Source organism: Tenacibaculum jejuense (assembly GCF_900198195.1).
Classification (GTDB): Bacteria; Bacteroidota; Bacteroidia; order Flavobacteriales; family Flavobacteriaceae; genus Polaribacter; species Polaribacter jejuensis.
This window is the reverse complement of record NZ_LT899436.1, coordinates 3,871,474-3,888,030: the sequence shown is the minus strand read 5'-3', so window position 1 is coordinate 3,888,030 and position 16,557 is coordinate 3,871,474. Positions and strand designations below refer to the sequence as shown.

The 16,557-nt window shown below is 32.8% G+C and carries 16 protein-coding genes; 8 read left to right on the top strand and 8 right to left on the bottom strand.

Annotated elements, in window-relative coordinates:
* The 3 genes from purE to AQ1685_RS17040 form a co-directional block, all read right to left on the bottom strand.
* Positions 1 to 480 carry a 5-(carboxyamino)imidazole ribonucleotide mutase gene (gene purE / locus AQ1685_RS17050; RefSeq protein ID WP_095074130.1) on the bottom strand — a complete coding sequence of 160 codons (480 nt, stop codon included), beginning with the start codon at positions 478 to 480 and terminating at the stop codon, positions 1 to 3.
* 63 nt (positions 481 to 543) lie between these two features.
* Positions 544 to 1,701, bottom strand: a complete 1,158-nt coding sequence (locus tag AQ1685_RS17045) for a 5-(carboxyamino)imidazole ribonucleotide synthase (protein ID WP_095074129.1) — start codon at positions 1,699 to 1,701, stop codon at positions 544 to 546.
* A gap of 61 nt (positions 1,702 to 1,762) precedes the next feature.
* Positions 1,763 to 2,170 carry a Rieske 2Fe-2S domain-containing protein gene (locus AQ1685_RS17040; protein ID WP_095074127.1) on the bottom strand — a complete coding sequence of 136 codons (408 nt, stop codon included), beginning with the start codon at positions 2,168 to 2,170 and terminating at the stop codon, positions 1,763 to 1,765.
* Between the two features lie 106 nt (positions 2,171 to 2,276).
* Here AQ1685_RS17040 and greA point away from each other — a divergent pair, with 106 nt between their 5' ends.
* Positions 2,277 to 2,750, top strand: a complete 474-nt coding sequence (gene greA, locus AQ1685_RS17035; RefSeq protein WP_095074125.1) for a transcription elongation factor GreA — start codon at positions 2,277 to 2,279, stop codon at positions 2,748 to 2,750.
* Positions 2,751 to 2,842: 92 nt separating this feature from the next.
* Positions 2,843 to 3,235 carry an HIT family protein gene (locus AQ1685_RS17030; RefSeq protein ID WP_095074123.1) on the top strand — a complete coding sequence of 131 codons (393 nt, stop codon included), beginning with the start codon at positions 2,843 to 2,845 and terminating at the stop codon, positions 3,233 to 3,235.
* A 15-nt stretch (positions 3,236 to 3,250) separates the two neighbouring features.
* Here the strand turns inward: AQ1685_RS17030 and AQ1685_RS17025 are convergent, their stop codons facing one another.
* The gene (locus tag AQ1685_RS17025; RefSeq protein ID WP_095074121.1) at positions 3,251 to 4,405 is read right to left on the bottom strand and encodes a sensor histidine kinase; all 1,155 of its coding nucleotides are present in this window, start codon (positions 4,403 to 4,405) and stop codon (positions 3,251 to 3,253) included.
* An 84-nt stretch (positions 4,406 to 4,489) separates the two neighbouring features.
* Here AQ1685_RS17025 and AQ1685_RS17020 point away from each other — a divergent pair, with 84 nt between their 5' ends.
* The 3 genes from AQ1685_RS17020 (at position 4,490) to AQ1685_RS17010 (ending at position 6,425) form a co-directional block, all read left to right on the top strand.
* Positions 4,490 to 5,353, top strand: a complete 864-nt coding sequence (locus AQ1685_RS17020) for a flavin reductase family protein (protein ID WP_095074119.1) — start codon at positions 4,490 to 4,492, stop codon at positions 5,351 to 5,353.
* A gap of 4 nt (positions 5,354 to 5,357) precedes the next feature.
* Positions 5,358 to 5,726 (top strand): DUF3127 domain-containing protein, encoded by a 369-nt coding sequence (locus AQ1685_RS17015; protein WP_095074117.1) that lies wholly within the window; start codon positions 5,358 to 5,360, stop codon positions 5,724 to 5,726.
* 150 nt (positions 5,727 to 5,876) lie between these two features.
* Positions 5,877 to 6,425: a hypothetical protein gene (locus AQ1685_RS17010; RefSeq protein WP_095074115.1), complete on the top strand. Its 549-nt coding sequence runs from the start codon at positions 5,877 to 5,879 to the stop codon at positions 6,423 to 6,425.
* A gap of 37 nt (positions 6,426 to 6,462) precedes the next feature.
* On the opposite strand, the gene AQ1685_RS17005 is transcribed toward AQ1685_RS17010, so the two are convergent.
* On the bottom strand, positions 6,463 to 6,702 hold the full coding sequence (locus AQ1685_RS17005; RefSeq protein WP_095074113.1) for a DUF1456 family protein: 240 nt from the start codon (positions 6,700 to 6,702) through the stop codon (positions 6,463 to 6,465).
* Positions 6,703 to 6,777: 75 nt separating this feature from the next.
* Entirely contained in the window at positions 6,778 to 7,401 is a 624-nt protein-coding gene (locus AQ1685_RS17000; protein WP_173862368.1) for a YqaA family protein, read from the bottom strand.
* A 98-nt stretch (positions 7,402 to 7,499) separates the two neighbouring features.
* On the opposite strand from AQ1685_RS17000, the gene AQ1685_RS16995 reads away from it, so the two are divergent.
* From AQ1685_RS16995 to gyrB, 3 genes are all read left to right on the top strand, one after another.
* Positions 7,500 to 8,873 carry a short-chain fatty acid transporter gene (locus AQ1685_RS16995; protein WP_095074109.1) on the top strand — a complete coding sequence of 458 codons (1,374 nt, stop codon included), beginning with the start codon at positions 7,500 to 7,502 and terminating at the stop codon, positions 8,871 to 8,873.
* Positions 8,873 to 9,508, top strand: coding sequence for a leucyl/phenylalanyl-tRNA--protein transferase (gene aat, locus AQ1685_RS16990; RefSeq protein WP_095074108.1), 636 nt, complete (start codon positions 8,873 to 8,875; stop codon positions 9,506 to 9,508). Before AQ1685_RS16995 ends, aat begins: the two co-directional genes overlap by 1 nt.
* Positions 9,509 to 10,005: 497 nt before the next feature.
* The gene (gene gyrB / locus AQ1685_RS16985) at positions 10,006 to 11,943 is read left to right on the top strand and encodes a DNA topoisomerase (ATP-hydrolyzing) subunit B (RefSeq protein WP_095074106.1); all 1,938 of its coding nucleotides are present in this window, start codon (positions 10,006 to 10,008) and stop codon (positions 11,941 to 11,943) included.
* A 76-nt stretch (positions 11,944 to 12,019) separates the two neighbouring features.
* Here the strand turns inward: gyrB and AQ1685_RS20400 are convergent, their stop codons facing one another.
* Together AQ1685_RS20400 and AQ1685_RS16980 are read right to left on the bottom strand one after the other, a co-directional pair.
* A complete protein-coding gene (locus AQ1685_RS20400; protein WP_173862367.1) occupies positions 12,020 to 12,187 on the bottom strand; it encodes a hypothetical protein in 168 nt (55 codons plus the stop codon).
* Positions 12,188 to 12,211: 24 nt separating this feature from the next.
* On the bottom strand, positions 12,212 to 16,513 hold the full coding sequence (locus AQ1685_RS16980; protein WP_095074104.1) for a T9SS type A sorting domain-containing protein: 4,302 nt from the start codon (positions 16,511 to 16,513) through the stop codon (positions 12,212 to 12,214).
* Positions 16,514 to 16,557 lie beyond the last annotated feature (44 nt).

The following is a 16,557-nucleotide window of genomic DNA, read 5'->3' as shown; positions in this document are numbered from 1 at the left end:
TTATTTTTTTACTCGTTCAGAAGCCTTTTCAACTTTAAGTTTTAAACCTTCCTTATATGTTATAATTTTATCTAAAACACATTTATCTGAAGCACCTATGATTTGTGCAGCTAAAATTCCTGCATTTTTTGCTCCGTCTAGAGCAACAGTAGCGACAGGAACACCACCTGGCATTTGTAAAATTGATAAAACAGAATCCCATCCATCAATTGAGTTTCTACTTTTTACAGGAACTCCGATAACAGGTAACGGACTCATACTAGCAACCATTCCAGGTAAGTGAGCAGCTCCACCAGCTCCAGCAATAATTACTTGAACACCTCTTTTGTGAGCATTTGTAGCGTAATCGAATAGTTTTTCTGGAGTTCTATGAGCTGAAACAATGTCAACTTCTATTTGAATATCCATACTTTCTAATACATCAATTGCTTCTTGCATGATTGGAAGATCTGAATCACTTCCCATTATAATTCCTACCATATTTTTTTCAATTATTATTTTAAGTCTAAAGTTAGCTTATTGCATTAGATTGCATACTTGAGACTATTTACTAATCACTTTTACAGTTTCTTTTACTTTTTGAGCTACTTCTCTAGCTTTATCTATATTTTGATTTACAATAGTAACATGTCCCATCTTACGGAAAGGTTTCGTGATTTTTTTTCCATATAAATGCGGAGTTACTCCATCGATATTCATGATTTCTTGAATGTTTTCATAAATCACTTCACCAGTGTAACCTTCAGCTCCAACTAAGTTTACCATAATTCCAGCTAATTTACTATCTGTATTTCCTAAAGGGAAATCTAGAATACTACGTAAATGTTGTTCAAATTGACTGGTGTAACTTGCTTCAATACTATAATGACCAGAATTATGAGTTCGTGGAGCGACTTCATTTACTAAAATTTCATCATCTTGTGTTTGAAACATTTCCACCGCAAGTAAGCCAACAAAATCGAAAGCATCAGCAACTTTTAAGGCCACCTTTCTAGCTTTTTCAGCAACAGTTTCGTCAATTCTTGCCGGGCAGATCACATATTCTACTTGGTTAGCTTCAGGATGAAATTCCATTTCAACAACAGGGTAGGTAACTAAATCTCCTTTTGGATTTCTAGCAACAATAACTGCTAACTCATTTTTAAAAGGAATCATCTTTTCGGCAATACATTCTCCTTCAGGTAAAGCTTCTAAATCATTGTAATTTTTTACAACTTTAACACCATTTCCATCATAACCAAAACGAGCAGATTTCCAAACAAACGGAAAAGTTACCAATCCATTTTCGTAAGAATGTTTTAACTCGTCAACAAAAGCATAATGATTAAAATCAGCAGTAGGAATTTGTTTTTCTTTGTAAAACTTCTTTTGCTGAGCTTTATTTTGAATAATTCTTAGGTTACTAGGCTTAGGATATATGGTTAATCCTTCACTTTCTAACTTATCTAAGGCGTCGATATTTACGTTTTCAATTTCTATAGTTAGTAAATCTACTTTTTTACCAAAATTGTAAACAGTATCAAAATCAAGTAAATCACCTTGATAAAATTCATTACATATTTGTGCGCAAGGAGCATCTGCAGATTTATCTAAGATAACAGTATGAATATCTAATTTTTGAGTTTCAGATAATAACATTCTACCTAACTGTCCGCCTCCTAATACACCTAATTTAAAGTGAGAAGAAAAATAGTTTTGCACGATTATTTTTTTGTGTTGTTGCCACAAAAGTACTAATCTTATATTGGCTGATAAAATTATTTTATCTGCTTATTTGCAGTGCACTATTGCTTACTTGAATTACATTATATTCTAAAGCAAAACAGCCTTCACCATCTATCGGAGAACCGTTTAAAGAATTATATTCTTTATTGGTACAAGGGCAGATTAATTTTAATCCGTCAAAAGTCATTGGAGTCGTGCAGTTTCTTTCAGGACATTGTAAGTCAAACGCTTTAAAACTACTAGTATTATTTCGTATAATAATGATATTTCTTCCTCCGATATTAGCTATTGTATGTCCTCCTGGAACTTGAATGTTAATAAATTGAGGATTTGATAAATTTACGGTTTCGTTTAAAACTACACCTAAAAAACAATTATTATCGTCGTTAGTATCAGTACAATTATAAAGTAGAATGGCAAATAAAATTACAATAACTTTTTTCATGGATGTATCTTTGTTTTAGAGCTAACGAGGCTAATTTACAAATATTTTGTACATTTGTTAGACGATCTCATTCCTTACGGACTGGGATTTTTTAAATTTTAGAGTTATGAGTGAAGTTTCATATTATACTCCTGAAGGCTTAAAGAAGCTAAAGGAAGAATTATCGCATTTAGAACAAGTTGAGCGACCAAGAGTATCTCAAGAAATTGCTGATGCACGTGATAAAGGAGATTTAAGTGAGAATGCAGAGTATCATGCAGCTAAAGAAGAGCAATCTTTATTAGAAACTAAAATAGCCAAATTAAAGAATGTTGTTGCTAATGCCAGAATTATAGATGAAAGTGAATTAGATACTTCTAAGGTTTTAATTCATTCTATTGTAAAATTGAAAAATTCTACGAATGGCATGGAGTTCGTTTATACTTTAGTTGCAGATAGTGAAAGTGATGTTCTTAAAGGTAAGTTGTCTGTAAAGTCACCAATAGGAAGAGGTTTACTTGGTAAAGAAGTAGGAGACGTTGCAGAAATTGAAGTGCCTAATGGATTAATGAAGTTTGAAATATTAGAGATTTCAAGATAAACTGAGTTACAGTCAAATGATAAAATTATCGGATTTAGATTCTATTTAAGTCCGATTTTTTATTTTTACTTCACAGATAAATTAAAATCACTATGGCTTCAATATTTACAAAAATTATACAAGGAGAAATTCCATCATATAAAGTAGCGGAAGATGAAAAGCATTTTGCTTTTTTAGATATTAATCCAAATGCTAAAGGGCATACACTAGTAGTTCCTAAAAAGGAAGAGAATAAAATCTTTGATTTATCAGAAGAGGAATATTCAGATTTAATGAGTTTTAGCTACAGAGTAGCAAAAGCGTTGGAAAAGGCCATTACATGCAAACGAATAGGGATGAGTGTTGTTGGTTTAGAAGTGCCACATGTTCATGTACATTTAGTTCCTTTAAATGCAATGGAAGATATTCAGTTTACAAAAAAAGAAAAGTTAACTAATGAAGAGTTTATTTCTTTGGCTGAAGAGATTTCAAAGCATTTTGAATAAATTTTAATTGCTGATTTAGGAAATGGTTACAGTTTTACTGAGTTGAATCTCAAAAGTTGTTCCTTTTCCTATTTCAGATTTTTGAACAAATATTTTTCCTTTATGATAATCTTCTATAATACGTTTAGACAACGATAATCCAAGTCCCCAACCTCTTTTCTTGGAAGTAAACCCAGGTTTGAATATCATTTGAAATTTAGATTTAGGAATTCCTTTACCAGTATCTGAAATTAATATTTTAATATGTTCTTCATTATTTTTAATGGAAAGGTTAATACTTCCTTTTCCTTCCATTGCATCAATAGCATTTTTAATTAAGTTTTCAATTACCCAACCATACAGTACATTATTCAAGTTTGTTTGGATATTATCATCAGTAGTATGAAAAGAAAAAGAAGTTTGTTTTGGACTTCTAGAAGCTAAATAATCAAAAGCATCTTTTGTAATGCCAACAATATTTTCAGATTTGAGCTTAGGAAGAGAACCAATTTTTGAAAAACGATTTGCTATGGTACTTAATCTCTGAACATCATTTTCAATTTCATCTACATAATCTTGATCAATATTTTCTTCTCTAAGAATAGTCACCCAACCTAAAAGAGATGATAAAGGAGTTCCTATTTGATGTGCAGTTTCTTTGGCCATTCCTGTCCATAACTTATTTTGTTCTGCAATTTTACTAGAATTAAAGAACAGATAAATTACAGCTAAGAACAACCCTAAAATTAAAATTAGAGCAATAGGATAATAAGTTAGTTTTGTAAGTAAATCGGAGTTTTTGTAATAAATATATTCTTTTCTTCCAGAGTAGTTAATTTCTATAGGTTTATTCTGGTTTTTCATAATTCTTAGTTGATCTGTCAGGTATAAAATATCTGAAGATCGTTTATCATCAAGATTATGAAACTGTAATATACTACCATTTACACTGGTTAAAATACAAGGAATTTTATTTTCAATAGCTCTTGTTTCTAATGAAATATCAGCATCCAAGTCAGGATTGTTACCAATACGTTGAATAGACATGGCAAACAATTCCATTTTAACTCTTTCATCTGTTTTAAACTTTTTAAAAAAAGAATATGTGTTCCATAAAATCAAAGAAACAATAGCAAAACAAATGAATATTATAAATCGTTTTATCCAGAAGATATTTTTAAGAAAACCCATTAGTCAAATATAAACTATTCTAAGAGTATAACTTTATAACTTAATCCGTAGTATATTTACAGTACAGTATTCAAAACAAAAATCATGTTAACGATAAATCCTAAAGAAGTATCTACAGGAAAATTACATCAATATTTATTAGGTGCAGTTGCGCCTAGACCCATAGCTTTTGCTAGTACTATCGACGAAGAAGGAAAGCCAAACCTTTCTCCATATAGTTTTTTTAATGTTTTTGGAGCCAATCCACCAATTATGATTTTCTCTCCAGCAAGAAGTGTTAGAAATAATACAACAAAGCATACGTTAGATAATATAGAGAGAACAAAAGAAGTGGTAATCAATATTGTTAATTACGATATTGTTCAACAAATGTCGTTAAGTAGTACAATGTACCCTAAAGGAGTAAACGAATTTGTAAAAGCTGGATTAACAATGTTACCTTCTGAAGAAGTAAAACCGTTTCGAGTTGCAGAGTCTCCTGTTCAATTTGAATGTAAAGTAAATGATATTATTTATACAGGAAATGAAGGTGGAGCTGGAAATTTAATCGTTTGTGAAGTCGTTAAAGTTCATATTAAAGAAGAGGTTTTAAATGAAGAAGGTTTAATAGATCAATATAAAATAGATTTAGTATCTAGAGCAGGAGGAAGCTTTTATTCTAGAGCAAGAGATGGTTTCTTTGAAATTCCTAAACCATTATCAACTTTAGGGATTGGAGTAGATCAAATTCCTGAGCCAATTCGAAATAGTACTGTTTTAACAGGGAATAATTTAGGTGTTTTAGCTAATGTAGAAGCTTTACCAAATGCTGAAGTTGTTGATAACTTTGCTCAAGAACATCCTGAATACTTGGGGTTATCAGAAGAAAAAAAGCATACATTTGCACAACAATATTTAGACAAAAATGATGTAGAAAGTGCTTGGAAGGTACTTTTGATAAATAGGTAAGATTATGGAAGTTATAGGTAAAATTAAAATTATTAACGAGACTCAAACTTTTGGAAGTAATGGATTCAGAAAGAGAGAACTTGTTGTAACTACAGACGAACAGTATCCGCAAATGATACTTATTGAATTTATCCAAGATAAATGTGATTTATTAAATTCTTTTCAGGTTGGACAAGATGTAAAAGTTTCAATCAACTTAAGAGGTAGAGAATGGATTAATCCTGAAGGTGTAGCGAAGTATTTTAATTCAATCCAAGGATGGAGAATTGAAAGTTTACAACAAGCTGCTGCTGGACAAAATGTACCACCAGTAGATCAGTTTCAACCAGCTCCAGATTTAACAGATAACGAGCCAGACGATTTACCTTTCTAAGAAGAAAAATAAAGATGTATACACAAAAAGCCTTGTGAAATTCACAAGGCTTTTTGTGTATAATACAGTTCGATAAACCCTGAATTCAGGGTAATAAATTTCGTTTACATCAATTAAAATTGTAGTTTTAATTCACTTAACTATTTAGTAATGAAAATATTTTCAGATAACTTCTATACTGAATTAGAAGCTTTGATTAAAGATAGATTTGAACAAGAAGAAAACATTCAGATTATTCAAAAAGTAGATTGGGAAGTTGAAGCGAACAGGTGTTTAGCTGCTATGACTAATTATTTGAATTCTATTACTAAAGATAAATTAAGATATAGTGATATTGAAAAAATTGGGGTAATAGATGTTTACTGGAATGAATACGGAAGTGATATTGAGATAGATTTTATGCCAAATAATGATTTTGAAATTGCTTATGATGAAGGTTGTATTATGAATAATTCTGCTATAGATAATGATGTGTTTTTTGAAAAATACTTTGGTGTAAACGGAGAAGGAGCGTGGAAGAAAATAGGAAACGATTATTTAGAAATAGCAACAATATTTTATTTCATTATTAAAGCAGTTGTACCATTTCTTGTGGAAGATGAGTCATTTAAAAAATTACCGAAGTTGTCTCCATGTCATTTTGGATTTGCAGGTTCTCACGATGAAGAGCGAACAAAAGTTTTTACATATACTACTTAACCAAAAAGGTTCTAATTTTACAATTAGAACCTTTTTTTTATTTATTTTTTGGAGGCATTGGACCTCTTAAATGTATAATCAATCCATTTAAAAAGTTCCTAAGGATTTGATCTCCGCATTCCATATATTTTGGATGATCTTCTTTTCTGAAGAATGCTCCTAATTCTCCTTTTGAAACTTTGAAATCCACTAAAGCGCAAATTTCAATAATGTCAGTATCTCGTAGTTTGTGTGCTACTCTTAATTTTTTAAAAATATCATTATTTGTTAATGCCATTTAGTGTAAGTATGGTTTGTAAATCTCTTAATTTAAATAAAATACGTGAAAGAAAAGACTGAGAAAAGTAATAAATTAATTTACTACAGAAAATATAGCCCAGCCATAAATTGCAAATCGTAAAAAACGGAATAAACCAAATATAATCACATTTTTTATAGGATACTTAATCATACCGGCAGTTAAACAACTTATAGCAAAAGGTAATGGTAATAATGCTCCCACTAGAATTAAGAAGCCTCCCCATTTTTTCGTGTTCTTTAAATGCTTTGCCATTTTTACTTCTAAGTATTCTTTTACAGCATTTATTCTTAAAGAAGCTTTACCTAGGTAATAAGCAACAATTCCTCCAGCATATGAAAAAGTAGCCAACAAAGCCAAATTAACTATAGGTGTTGGAGTTTTTTTACACCAAGCGATAAAAATTTCAGGTGGAACTAAACCTAGTATAGTTTCAGAAACAAAAAAGGTAATTAACAAACTTGTTCTAGAGAAGGTCTCTGTCATAGTTTGTAAACCATCATTTATGTTATATACATATTTGTTAAAAAGGAATAAACCGATAACAACAAGAACTATGGGAATAAAAGCTTTTTTCAAGCTTTCCCATATAAACATGTAAAATCCTGTACGCTGATAATAATTGTGCAAGCGTTTTACATGAGCGTCTTTATTCTTCTTAACTCGCTTTTTTTTCATTTGCGTCTCCATCAAACATTTAAGAGCGCAAAAATAGTGAGCTTTTTCAGACTAGAAAAGTTAAATCTTCCTATTTTTATCTTTCAATCCAAACTATTATGAAGATTACTAAAATTATTGAAAATATTTTCAAAAAGTATATTCCTTCTCCTTTAACAATAGCAGTACTCCTTACGTTTTTTACAATCATATTAGCATTACTTTTTACTAAGCCTAATGACGTAAATACACCTGGTTATTTTTTAGATGTTTTAATTTTTTGGGAAAAAGGATTATGGAATACGAATCTTCTAGTATTTGCATATCAAATGATGTTAATTTTAGTGCTTGGTCATGTATTGGTTTTAAGTAAACCAATGAGTAATCTAATCGCTAAACTCACTAAATATTGTACAAACACCGCTAATAGTGCTTTTATTGTAAGTAGTGTTACAATGTTAGTTTCTTTTTTTAATTGGGGGTTAGGATTGATTTTTGGAGCGTTACTAGCAAGAAGAGTTGCAGAAGATGCTCAGGAGAAAGGACTAAAATTAAACTATCCGTTAATTGGAGCTTCTGGTTATGTAGGTTTAATGGTTTGGCACGGAGGAATTTCTGGTTCGGCACCTATAAAAATTAATGAAGAAGGGCATTTAAAAAGTATGGTGAGCCAAGATTATCTACACTTAGCTAAAATTCCAGAAGTAATTAATTATGGTCAAACTGTATTCAGTTGGTGGAATTTATTATTGTTTTTTTTGGTGATGCTTAGTGTAGCTTCAGTTTTTTATTTTATTGGTAAAAAGGTAAAGCCAACAAATTTTAGCTTAGAAGTTTACAAATCAGAAGCTGAAAAAGAAGTAAATACGGGAGCAGAAAAGTTAGATAGTTCGAAGTTTTTAGGAATCTTATTTGGAGTAATAATTCTTACAGCTTTTGGAATGAGATATTTCTCTGATGTGAAAAGTTTAAAAATCACACCAAATCTTATCAACCTTTTTATGTTAGGTTTAGCAATTATTCTACACGGTAATTTCAAACAATTTATAAAAGCTATAGGGGTGGCTATTTCAGATGTATCTGGAATTTTGATTCAATTTCCGCTTTACTTTGGTATTATGGGGATTATGAATAGTACAGGAATGGTTACTTTAGTTTCAGATTTTTTTGTTTCAATTTCTACTGAAGTAACATTGCCTATATTTACTTTCTTTAGTGCAGGAATAGTAAATATCTTTGTCCCGAGTGGAGGTGGTCAATGGATTGTACAAGGCCCCATAGTTTTACAAAGTGCTTTAGAATTAGGTGTACCGTTGCCTAAAGCTATTATGGCATTGGCTTATGGTGATCAAATTACTAATATGTTACAGCCATTTTGGGCTTTACCTTTGTTAGGAATTACAAAATTAAAAGCAAAAGAGATTTTACCCTATACATCAATTGCCATGTTGGTAGGATCTGTTATTTATATTTTAGGCTTAATTATATTATAATGTATTATTGGATTGGAGAAGAATTAGAGTTTCCTGCGCATGAATTTGCTTCAAAAGAAGGAGTTTTAGCTTTAGGAGGAGATTTATCAGTAGAGCGTTTAATTTTAGCATACAGTAATGGTATTTTTCCTTGGTTTAATGAAGATGATCCTATAGTGTGGTATTCGCCTTTAGAACGAATGGTTTTGTATCCTGATGAGTTTAAAGTATCCAAATCGATGAGACAGGTGCTGCGAAAAGAAGATTTTCAAATCACAATGAATAAAGATTTTGAAGGTGTTATTTCGAATTGTAAAAGTATTTCTAGGAAAGATCAAGATGGAACATGGATTACTGATGATATGAAAACAGCTTACTTGAATCTACATCAAATGGGTTTAGCAAAATCTATTGAAATATGGAAAAATGAAGAGCTAGTAGCAGGCTTATACGGAGTAGATCTAGGAAATGGAGTATTCTGTGGAGAGAGTATGTTCAGTAAAGTAAGTAACATGAGCAAGGTTGCCTTTATTTATCTAGTACAAGAATGTGACTATACTCTTATAGATTGCCAAGTGCATAATGATCATTTAGAAAGTTTAGGAGCAAAAGAAATTCCAAGAGAAGAATTTTTAAAATATTTAAAAGGGGCATAAAGCCCCTTCGTTTTAGTAGTAGTAATTAAAATACTAAGATGTTGAAAAGACTTAATCACTAATTACAGTTCAAATATACATTTTTTGAGAGTCAAGTTTAAGAAACAAAAAAGTGTTTATGATCATAAATATGAAAACTATTTTATGATATACTTCAAAATTTTTAATAGAAATAAGACGATATAAGCTGAGTTTTGTTTTTTTAAGTTCTGTAATTAAAGACAGTTGATGCTATTTCTTTTTTAAGCTAGTTTTTGGTTGATTTAAGCCTGTTTAAGTGATTTGTAATATTGTTGATAACTTGATGATAAAATTGCTTAAAAACTTTATTTCGAGAATGAAAAAATGTAAATTTGTAGACTGTCGTTTTTAATAAAACGATGTAGACGGGGAACTTTTTTAATCAAAAATAAGGAGTAATACTTAAACATTCAGCTGTTTACATTGCTTCCTTACATCCTCAGATATAAAATTTAAAGTAATAATAAACTCACAATATGAGCGAAGAAAAAAAACACAATTATTCTGCCGATAGTATTCAGGCCCTTGAAGGTATGGAACACGTACGTATGCGTCCTTCCATGTATATCGGAGATGTAGGTGTTCGTGGTTTACATCACTTAGTGTATGAGGTGGTAGATAACTCTATCGATGAAGCATTAGCTGGTCACTGTGATGTAATTTCTGTAGATATTAATGAAGACAATTCAATCACTGTAAGGGATAACGGTAGAGGTATTCCTGTAGGTTTACATAAGAAAGAAGGAGTTTCTGCTTTACAAGTTGTAATGACGAAAATTGGAGCAGGAGGTAAGTTCGATAAAGATTCATATAAAGTATCTGGAGGTTTACACGGGGTTGGTGTATCTTGTGTGAATGCACTTTCAGATCATTTAAAAGCTACAGTTCACAGAGAAGGTAAAATATGGGAACAAGAGTATGAACGAGGTAAAACATTATATCCTGTAAAAACTGTAGGAGAAACAGATATTACTGGTACAGAAGTAACATTCTTACCAGACAAAAGTATCTTCCAGCAGACTACGGAGTACAATTATGAAACGTTAGCTACTCGTATGCGAGAGTTGGCGTATCTGAATAAAGGAATCACGATTACGCTAACAGACAAGCGTAATAAAGATGATGAAGGAAATTTTATTGCTGAAACTTTCCACAGTAACGAAGGTTTATCTGAATTTGTTAAATACTTAGATAGTACTCGTACTCCTGTTATTCAGCATGTAATTTCAATGGAAGGAGAAAAGAATGGAATTCCTGTTGAGGTTGCAATGATTTATAACGATTCATATGCTGAAAATTTACATTCATATGTAAATAATATTAATACACACGAAGGAGGAACACATTTATCTGGATTTAGAAGAGGTTTAACAAGTACTTTAAAAAAATATGCAGACACTTCTGGATTATTAAAGAACGTTAAGTTTGAGATTTCTGGAGATGATTTCCGTGAAGGTTTAACAGCAATCGTATCTGTAAAAGTAGCAGAACCTCAGTTTGAAGGACAAACAAAAACAAAATTAGGAAACAGAGAAGTTACTTCTGCAGTATCGCAAGCTGTGGCAGAAATGTTAACAGATTATTTAGAAGAAAATCCTAATGATGCGAAAACGATTGTACAAAAAGTAATTCTTGCAGCTCAAGCGCGTCATGCAGCTCGTAAGGCAAGAGAAATGGTACAACGTAAAACAGTAATGAGTATTGGAGGTTTACCTGGTAAACTATCTGATTGTTCTGAAACTGATCCGGCAGTTTGTGAGATTTTCTTAGTCGAGGGAGATTCGGCAGGAGGAACTGCAAAGCAAGGACGTGATCGTAATTTCCAAGCAATTTTACCTTTACGTGGTAAGATTCTTAATGTAGAAAAAGCGATGCAACATAAAGTTTTTGAGAATGAAGAAATCAAAAACATGTTTACGGCTTTAGGAATTACTATCGGAACAGAAGAAGATCCTAGAGCGTTAAATCTTTCAAAATTAAGATATCATAAAGTAGTGATTATGTGTGATGCCGATGTCGATGGTTCGCATATTGCTACATTAATCTTAACATTCTTCTTCCGTTATATGAAAGAAATGGTTGAGCAAGGATATATTTACATTGCTACGCCGCCTTTATATTTAGTGAAAAAAGGACAGAAGAGAGAATATGCATGGGATGATAATCAACGAGATTTAATTAACCAAAAAATGGGAGGAGGAGCTTCTATTCAACGTTATAAAGGTCTTGGAGAGATGAATGCTGAACAATTATGGGATACAACCATGAATCCAGAGTTTAGAACATTACGTCAAGTTACAATAGAAAATATGGCTGAGGCCGATAGAATTTTCTCTATGTTAATGGGTGATGAAGTACCACCACGTAGAGATTTTATAGAAAGAAATGCGAAATATGCTAACATAGACGCATAGTCAATTATTTAAATACTAAGTTCAAAAAAACCTCAAGATATATTCTTGAGGTTTTTAAGTTTATGAAAAGATGTTTTTAAAACCCATCACCAGGAGCTTCTGGTGATGCAGCTTGAGCTTTTTTAGGGTTTAAAATTAAGTAAGTACCTAATGCAGTTAACGCAGTGTATTTACCGTAGTTTCCTATTTTCTTTAGAGCCTCTTTTCGAGTGATCTCTTGCTTATTTTCTTTGTTATTAGTCATGATTACTTCGTTTAGAGGATTAAATTATTCTAAGATTATTTTTCTAGTTAGCTTACCAAATTCAGAAGAAAGTCTAACGATATAGATTCCTGAAGGTAAATCTGGTAGTTCAATTTTACTCGTACCATTAGAGTTGATCGAAGTACTGCCTACTTGTTTACCAAGAATAGAGAATACTTTTATATCGCCAGAACCCTGTAAACCACTTATAGTAACTTCTTTTGAAGCAGATTTGTAAATACTAACATTATTAAGATTATTAATAATATCTTCATTACTTAATCGTTTAGCAGTGGTGTGTATATAAAATCTACCGCTTGCATTTAATGCAGTCTTTAAAGTTAAAGTATGATTTCTTTCAGTTAAGTTAATCATAGTATTATTTACTTTATCTTCTAAGTAAATTTCAACTCCAGTAGGTAAATTTTTACTAGACATAGAAAACGTAATTTCTTCACCTGCATTTGCAATGATACCTACAGGAACAATCATAGTTTCTAAATTTGAGTTTGGTAAAGTTTGAATTGCTAACTTCTTACCTTGATTATTTTCTAATAATTCTGTAAATATTCCAAAGTTTTCAGAAATTCCAGCAAACATTTTAGAATCATATCCGTTATCAAACCCTTTAGTTTTACCATTCGCATAAAATACTTTAGTAGATCGCTTATCAGAGTCATTTTGAATAAAAAGTTCAAAAGTTGGATTTGGAACTTGTCTTAAAAATGTATCGGAGTTTTGATGGCTTTGGTTAGCTGTAGAAAACGTAACATTTCCTGAACCAGCTGCTTCTACAAAGAAACCTTGAGCTGGAGCTACTTCAATTGGACTCATATTATTATAAGTAACATATTGTGATCCATCCCATAGCCAAACTGTCTCTTCACTTAATAACCCTGTGTTGGCTGCAGCAAACGTACTTGAGTTGACGAAAGAAGTATAAGGATTTCCTATTAAATTAAAATTATTTCTAGTACCTGTAGCAATAGGGAAACTTACATTGGTGGTATTAATATTCCCTGTGATTGAAACATCGCCTGCAGCAGCTAATTTCATTGATACACCCGCACCTGATACTAATGGTCCAGTAGTGGTGTTTGTAGCATAAACCCAAGGATTAGCTCCGTTGTTTGTAAACGCACCAATACCGATATTAGAACCTGATCCTGTAGCAAAGTTATGACTAGGATTGTTAATAATATCTTCTTGCGTTTCGTTAGACACTGGAGCAGAAACTAAATACCAATTTGTTGTTGGTAAATTTCTGTTATATGTCACATTTGCTGTTACTGATGTATTAGCTATTAAAGAAGCGCCAGAAGCAATTTCGATAGAGTTTACTGTTACTGCTGAAGATATTGTTGGGTAGTTGGTTAAACCAGAAGGGATTATAACATTAGCGGCAGAGGTTGGAACTGTATTTGTATCCCAGTTTCCAGCAGTTGTCCAAGAATTACTAGTGTTACCTGTCCAGGTTATTGTATTCGTCTGTGTAATTGTTGGGACATCTACATAAGTAGAAGTATTTCCTGAAGCATCTTCTGCTTGTACTACAAAATTATTAACAGAATCAGCAGTTAAGTTTACGGTAAAACTCCAAGCATTTCCAGTTACAATTGCCGAACCTAAAGAGGTAGTATTATCTGCTGTACCATTATTATCAGTATCTATGTAAGCATGTATTGTGATGCCATTTTCTGCATAGTTTCCTGAAATAGTTTGGTTAGTAGTAGTTACAGTTATTGCTCCTGAAGGAACATTAATTGTAGGGTCTAAAGGTATAGACGCATCTTTAGTTTCGGTATCGGTAGCCGCTGCTCCAGTATTACCATTTACATCTGTAAGCGTCACAGTAAGAGTAATGGTTCCATCGGCTAAACCATTGATATCAATTCCCGTAATTTGATCGGTAGCTGTTGCAACAATACCAGATCCAGTTACAGAGCCTGGCGCTCCGCTAGAAGTAAAAGCATAGTTATAAGTTGTACCAACTTCAGCACTGGCAAAAGTGAAACTTACCGCATCATCATTAGCAGCATTGATAGGAGATTGATCGATAGTTACAGAATATCCTGTTGGCGCTACTGTTTCTTTAGTTTCGGTATCTGTAGCTGCTGCTCCAGTATTACCATTCACATCTGTAAGCGTCACAGTAAGAGTAATGGTTCCATCAGCTAAACCACTGATATCAATTCCCGTAATTTGATCGCTAGCAGTTGCAATAGTACCAGATCCAGTTACAGAGCCTGGCGCTCCGCTAGAAGTAAAAGCATAGTTATAAGTTGTACCAACTTCAGCACTGGCAAAAGTAAAACTTACCGCATCATCATTAGCAGCATTGATAGGAGATTGATCGATAGTTACAGAATATCCTGTTGGCGCTACTGTTTCTTTAGTTTCGGTATCTGTAGCTGCTGCTCCAGTATTACCATTCACATCTGTAAGCGTCACAGTAAGAGTAATCATTCCATCAGCTAAACCACTGATATCGATACCAGTAATTTGATCGCTAGCAGTTGCAATAGTACCAGATCCAGTTACAGAGCCTGGCGCTCCGCTAGAAGTAAAAGCATAGTTATAAGTTGTACCAACTTCAGCACTGGCAAAAGTGAAACTTACTACATCATCATTAGCAGCATTGATAGGAGATTGATCGATAGTTACAGAATATCCTGTTGGCGCTACTGTTTCTTTAGTTTCGGTATCTGTAGCTACTGCTCCAGTATTACCATTCACATCTGTAAGCGTCACAGTAAGAGTAATGGTTCCATCAGCTAAACCACTGATATCAATTCCCGTAATTTGATCGCTAGCAGTTGCAATAGTACCAGATCCAGTTACAGAGCCTGGTGCTCCGCTAGAAGTAAAAGCATAGTTATAAGTTGTGCCAACTTCAGCACTAGCAAAAGTGAAACTTACGGCATCATCATTAGCAGCATTGATAGGAGATTGATCGATAGTTACAGAATATCCTGTTGGCGCTACTGTTTCTTTAGTTTCCGTATCCGTAGCTGCAGCTCCAGTATTACCATTCACATCTGTAAGCGTAACACTAAGAGTAATCATTCCATCAGCTAAACCACTGATATCGATACCAGTAGTTTGATCGCTAGCAGTTGCAATAGTACCAGATCCAGTTACAGAGCCTGGCGCTCCGCTAGAAGTAAAAGCATAGTTATAAGTTGTGCCAACTTCAGCACTAGCAAAAGTGAAACTTACGGCATCATCATTAGCAGCATTGATAGGAGATTGATCGATAGTTACAGAATATCCTGTTGGAGCAATACCATCAACAAAAACATTTGTGGTACTTCCTATACTATTTAGTGTTAAATCTGCATCTGTACCAGAACCATTTTGAATAGTTCCACCATTAGCTGCTAATGATCCAACAGCGATTCCGTCTGTATCAGAATCACCAGCTTGTACTGTATATCTAAAAAGCAAATTAGCTGTTCCAGAACCGCTGACAAAAGTGGCTTGACGTGTAGTACTTCCAATAGTTAATGCTAATTGTGGTGTCCCTCCAGTAGTATTTACAGTTATGGTTTCATTAAAACTAACTGTAAAATCTAAGTTTTGTCCTGCGGAATACGTAGCATTGCTAGGAACTGTGACGCTGGTTACAGTAGATGGAGGAGAAGCAAAAGTAATATTCCATAAACAATTTGGAGCACTAGGTGAAAAAGCAGTTCCATTATTATTAGACCAATTAGCAATATTGTTAATTGCCGCTCTAACTGTGGTAACATCACCAGAAACTACTGTACAATTGTATTGCCAATTATCGACTTCAGAGCCCATATTATGCAAACGAATAGCATTTGTTCCGTTGGTGAGTTGATCAGGTAAAGCAGATGTTGAATTACTAGTAACTTCTCCGTTCCAATTTGAGTCATCAGCAACTTCATTAGAATTAATTCCAGCTAAAAAAGTAGGGGAAGAAGCGCTCCCTTGATACGCAAAAATTTGATCTCCAGCACTACTTAGAAGAGATGTCACTCCACTAACAGTACCAATACTTGCTGATGATTCGTTGGTTATAGTTATCACTGTTCCAGCTGCTAACGCAGAACCAGATAGCCAAGTCCAACCATTTGCGTCTCCAACATTACAGATAAAAGAAGCAGAGCCATCACTCCATCCACAATCTGTAAAAGTAATTGTTGTATTAGCGTCAATATCTTTAAATAAGATAAAAGAATAGTCATCACTACCATCAAAGTTTACACTTAGAAAAGCGATGTCTCCTGTGGATAATGATGTCTGTCCGAAAATGCTAATACTGATTAGTACAGCATATAAAAAAGTAATTGTTTTTCTCATGAATTAAGTTTTTGATTAGCTACTTAAAAATAAATGTATTTATC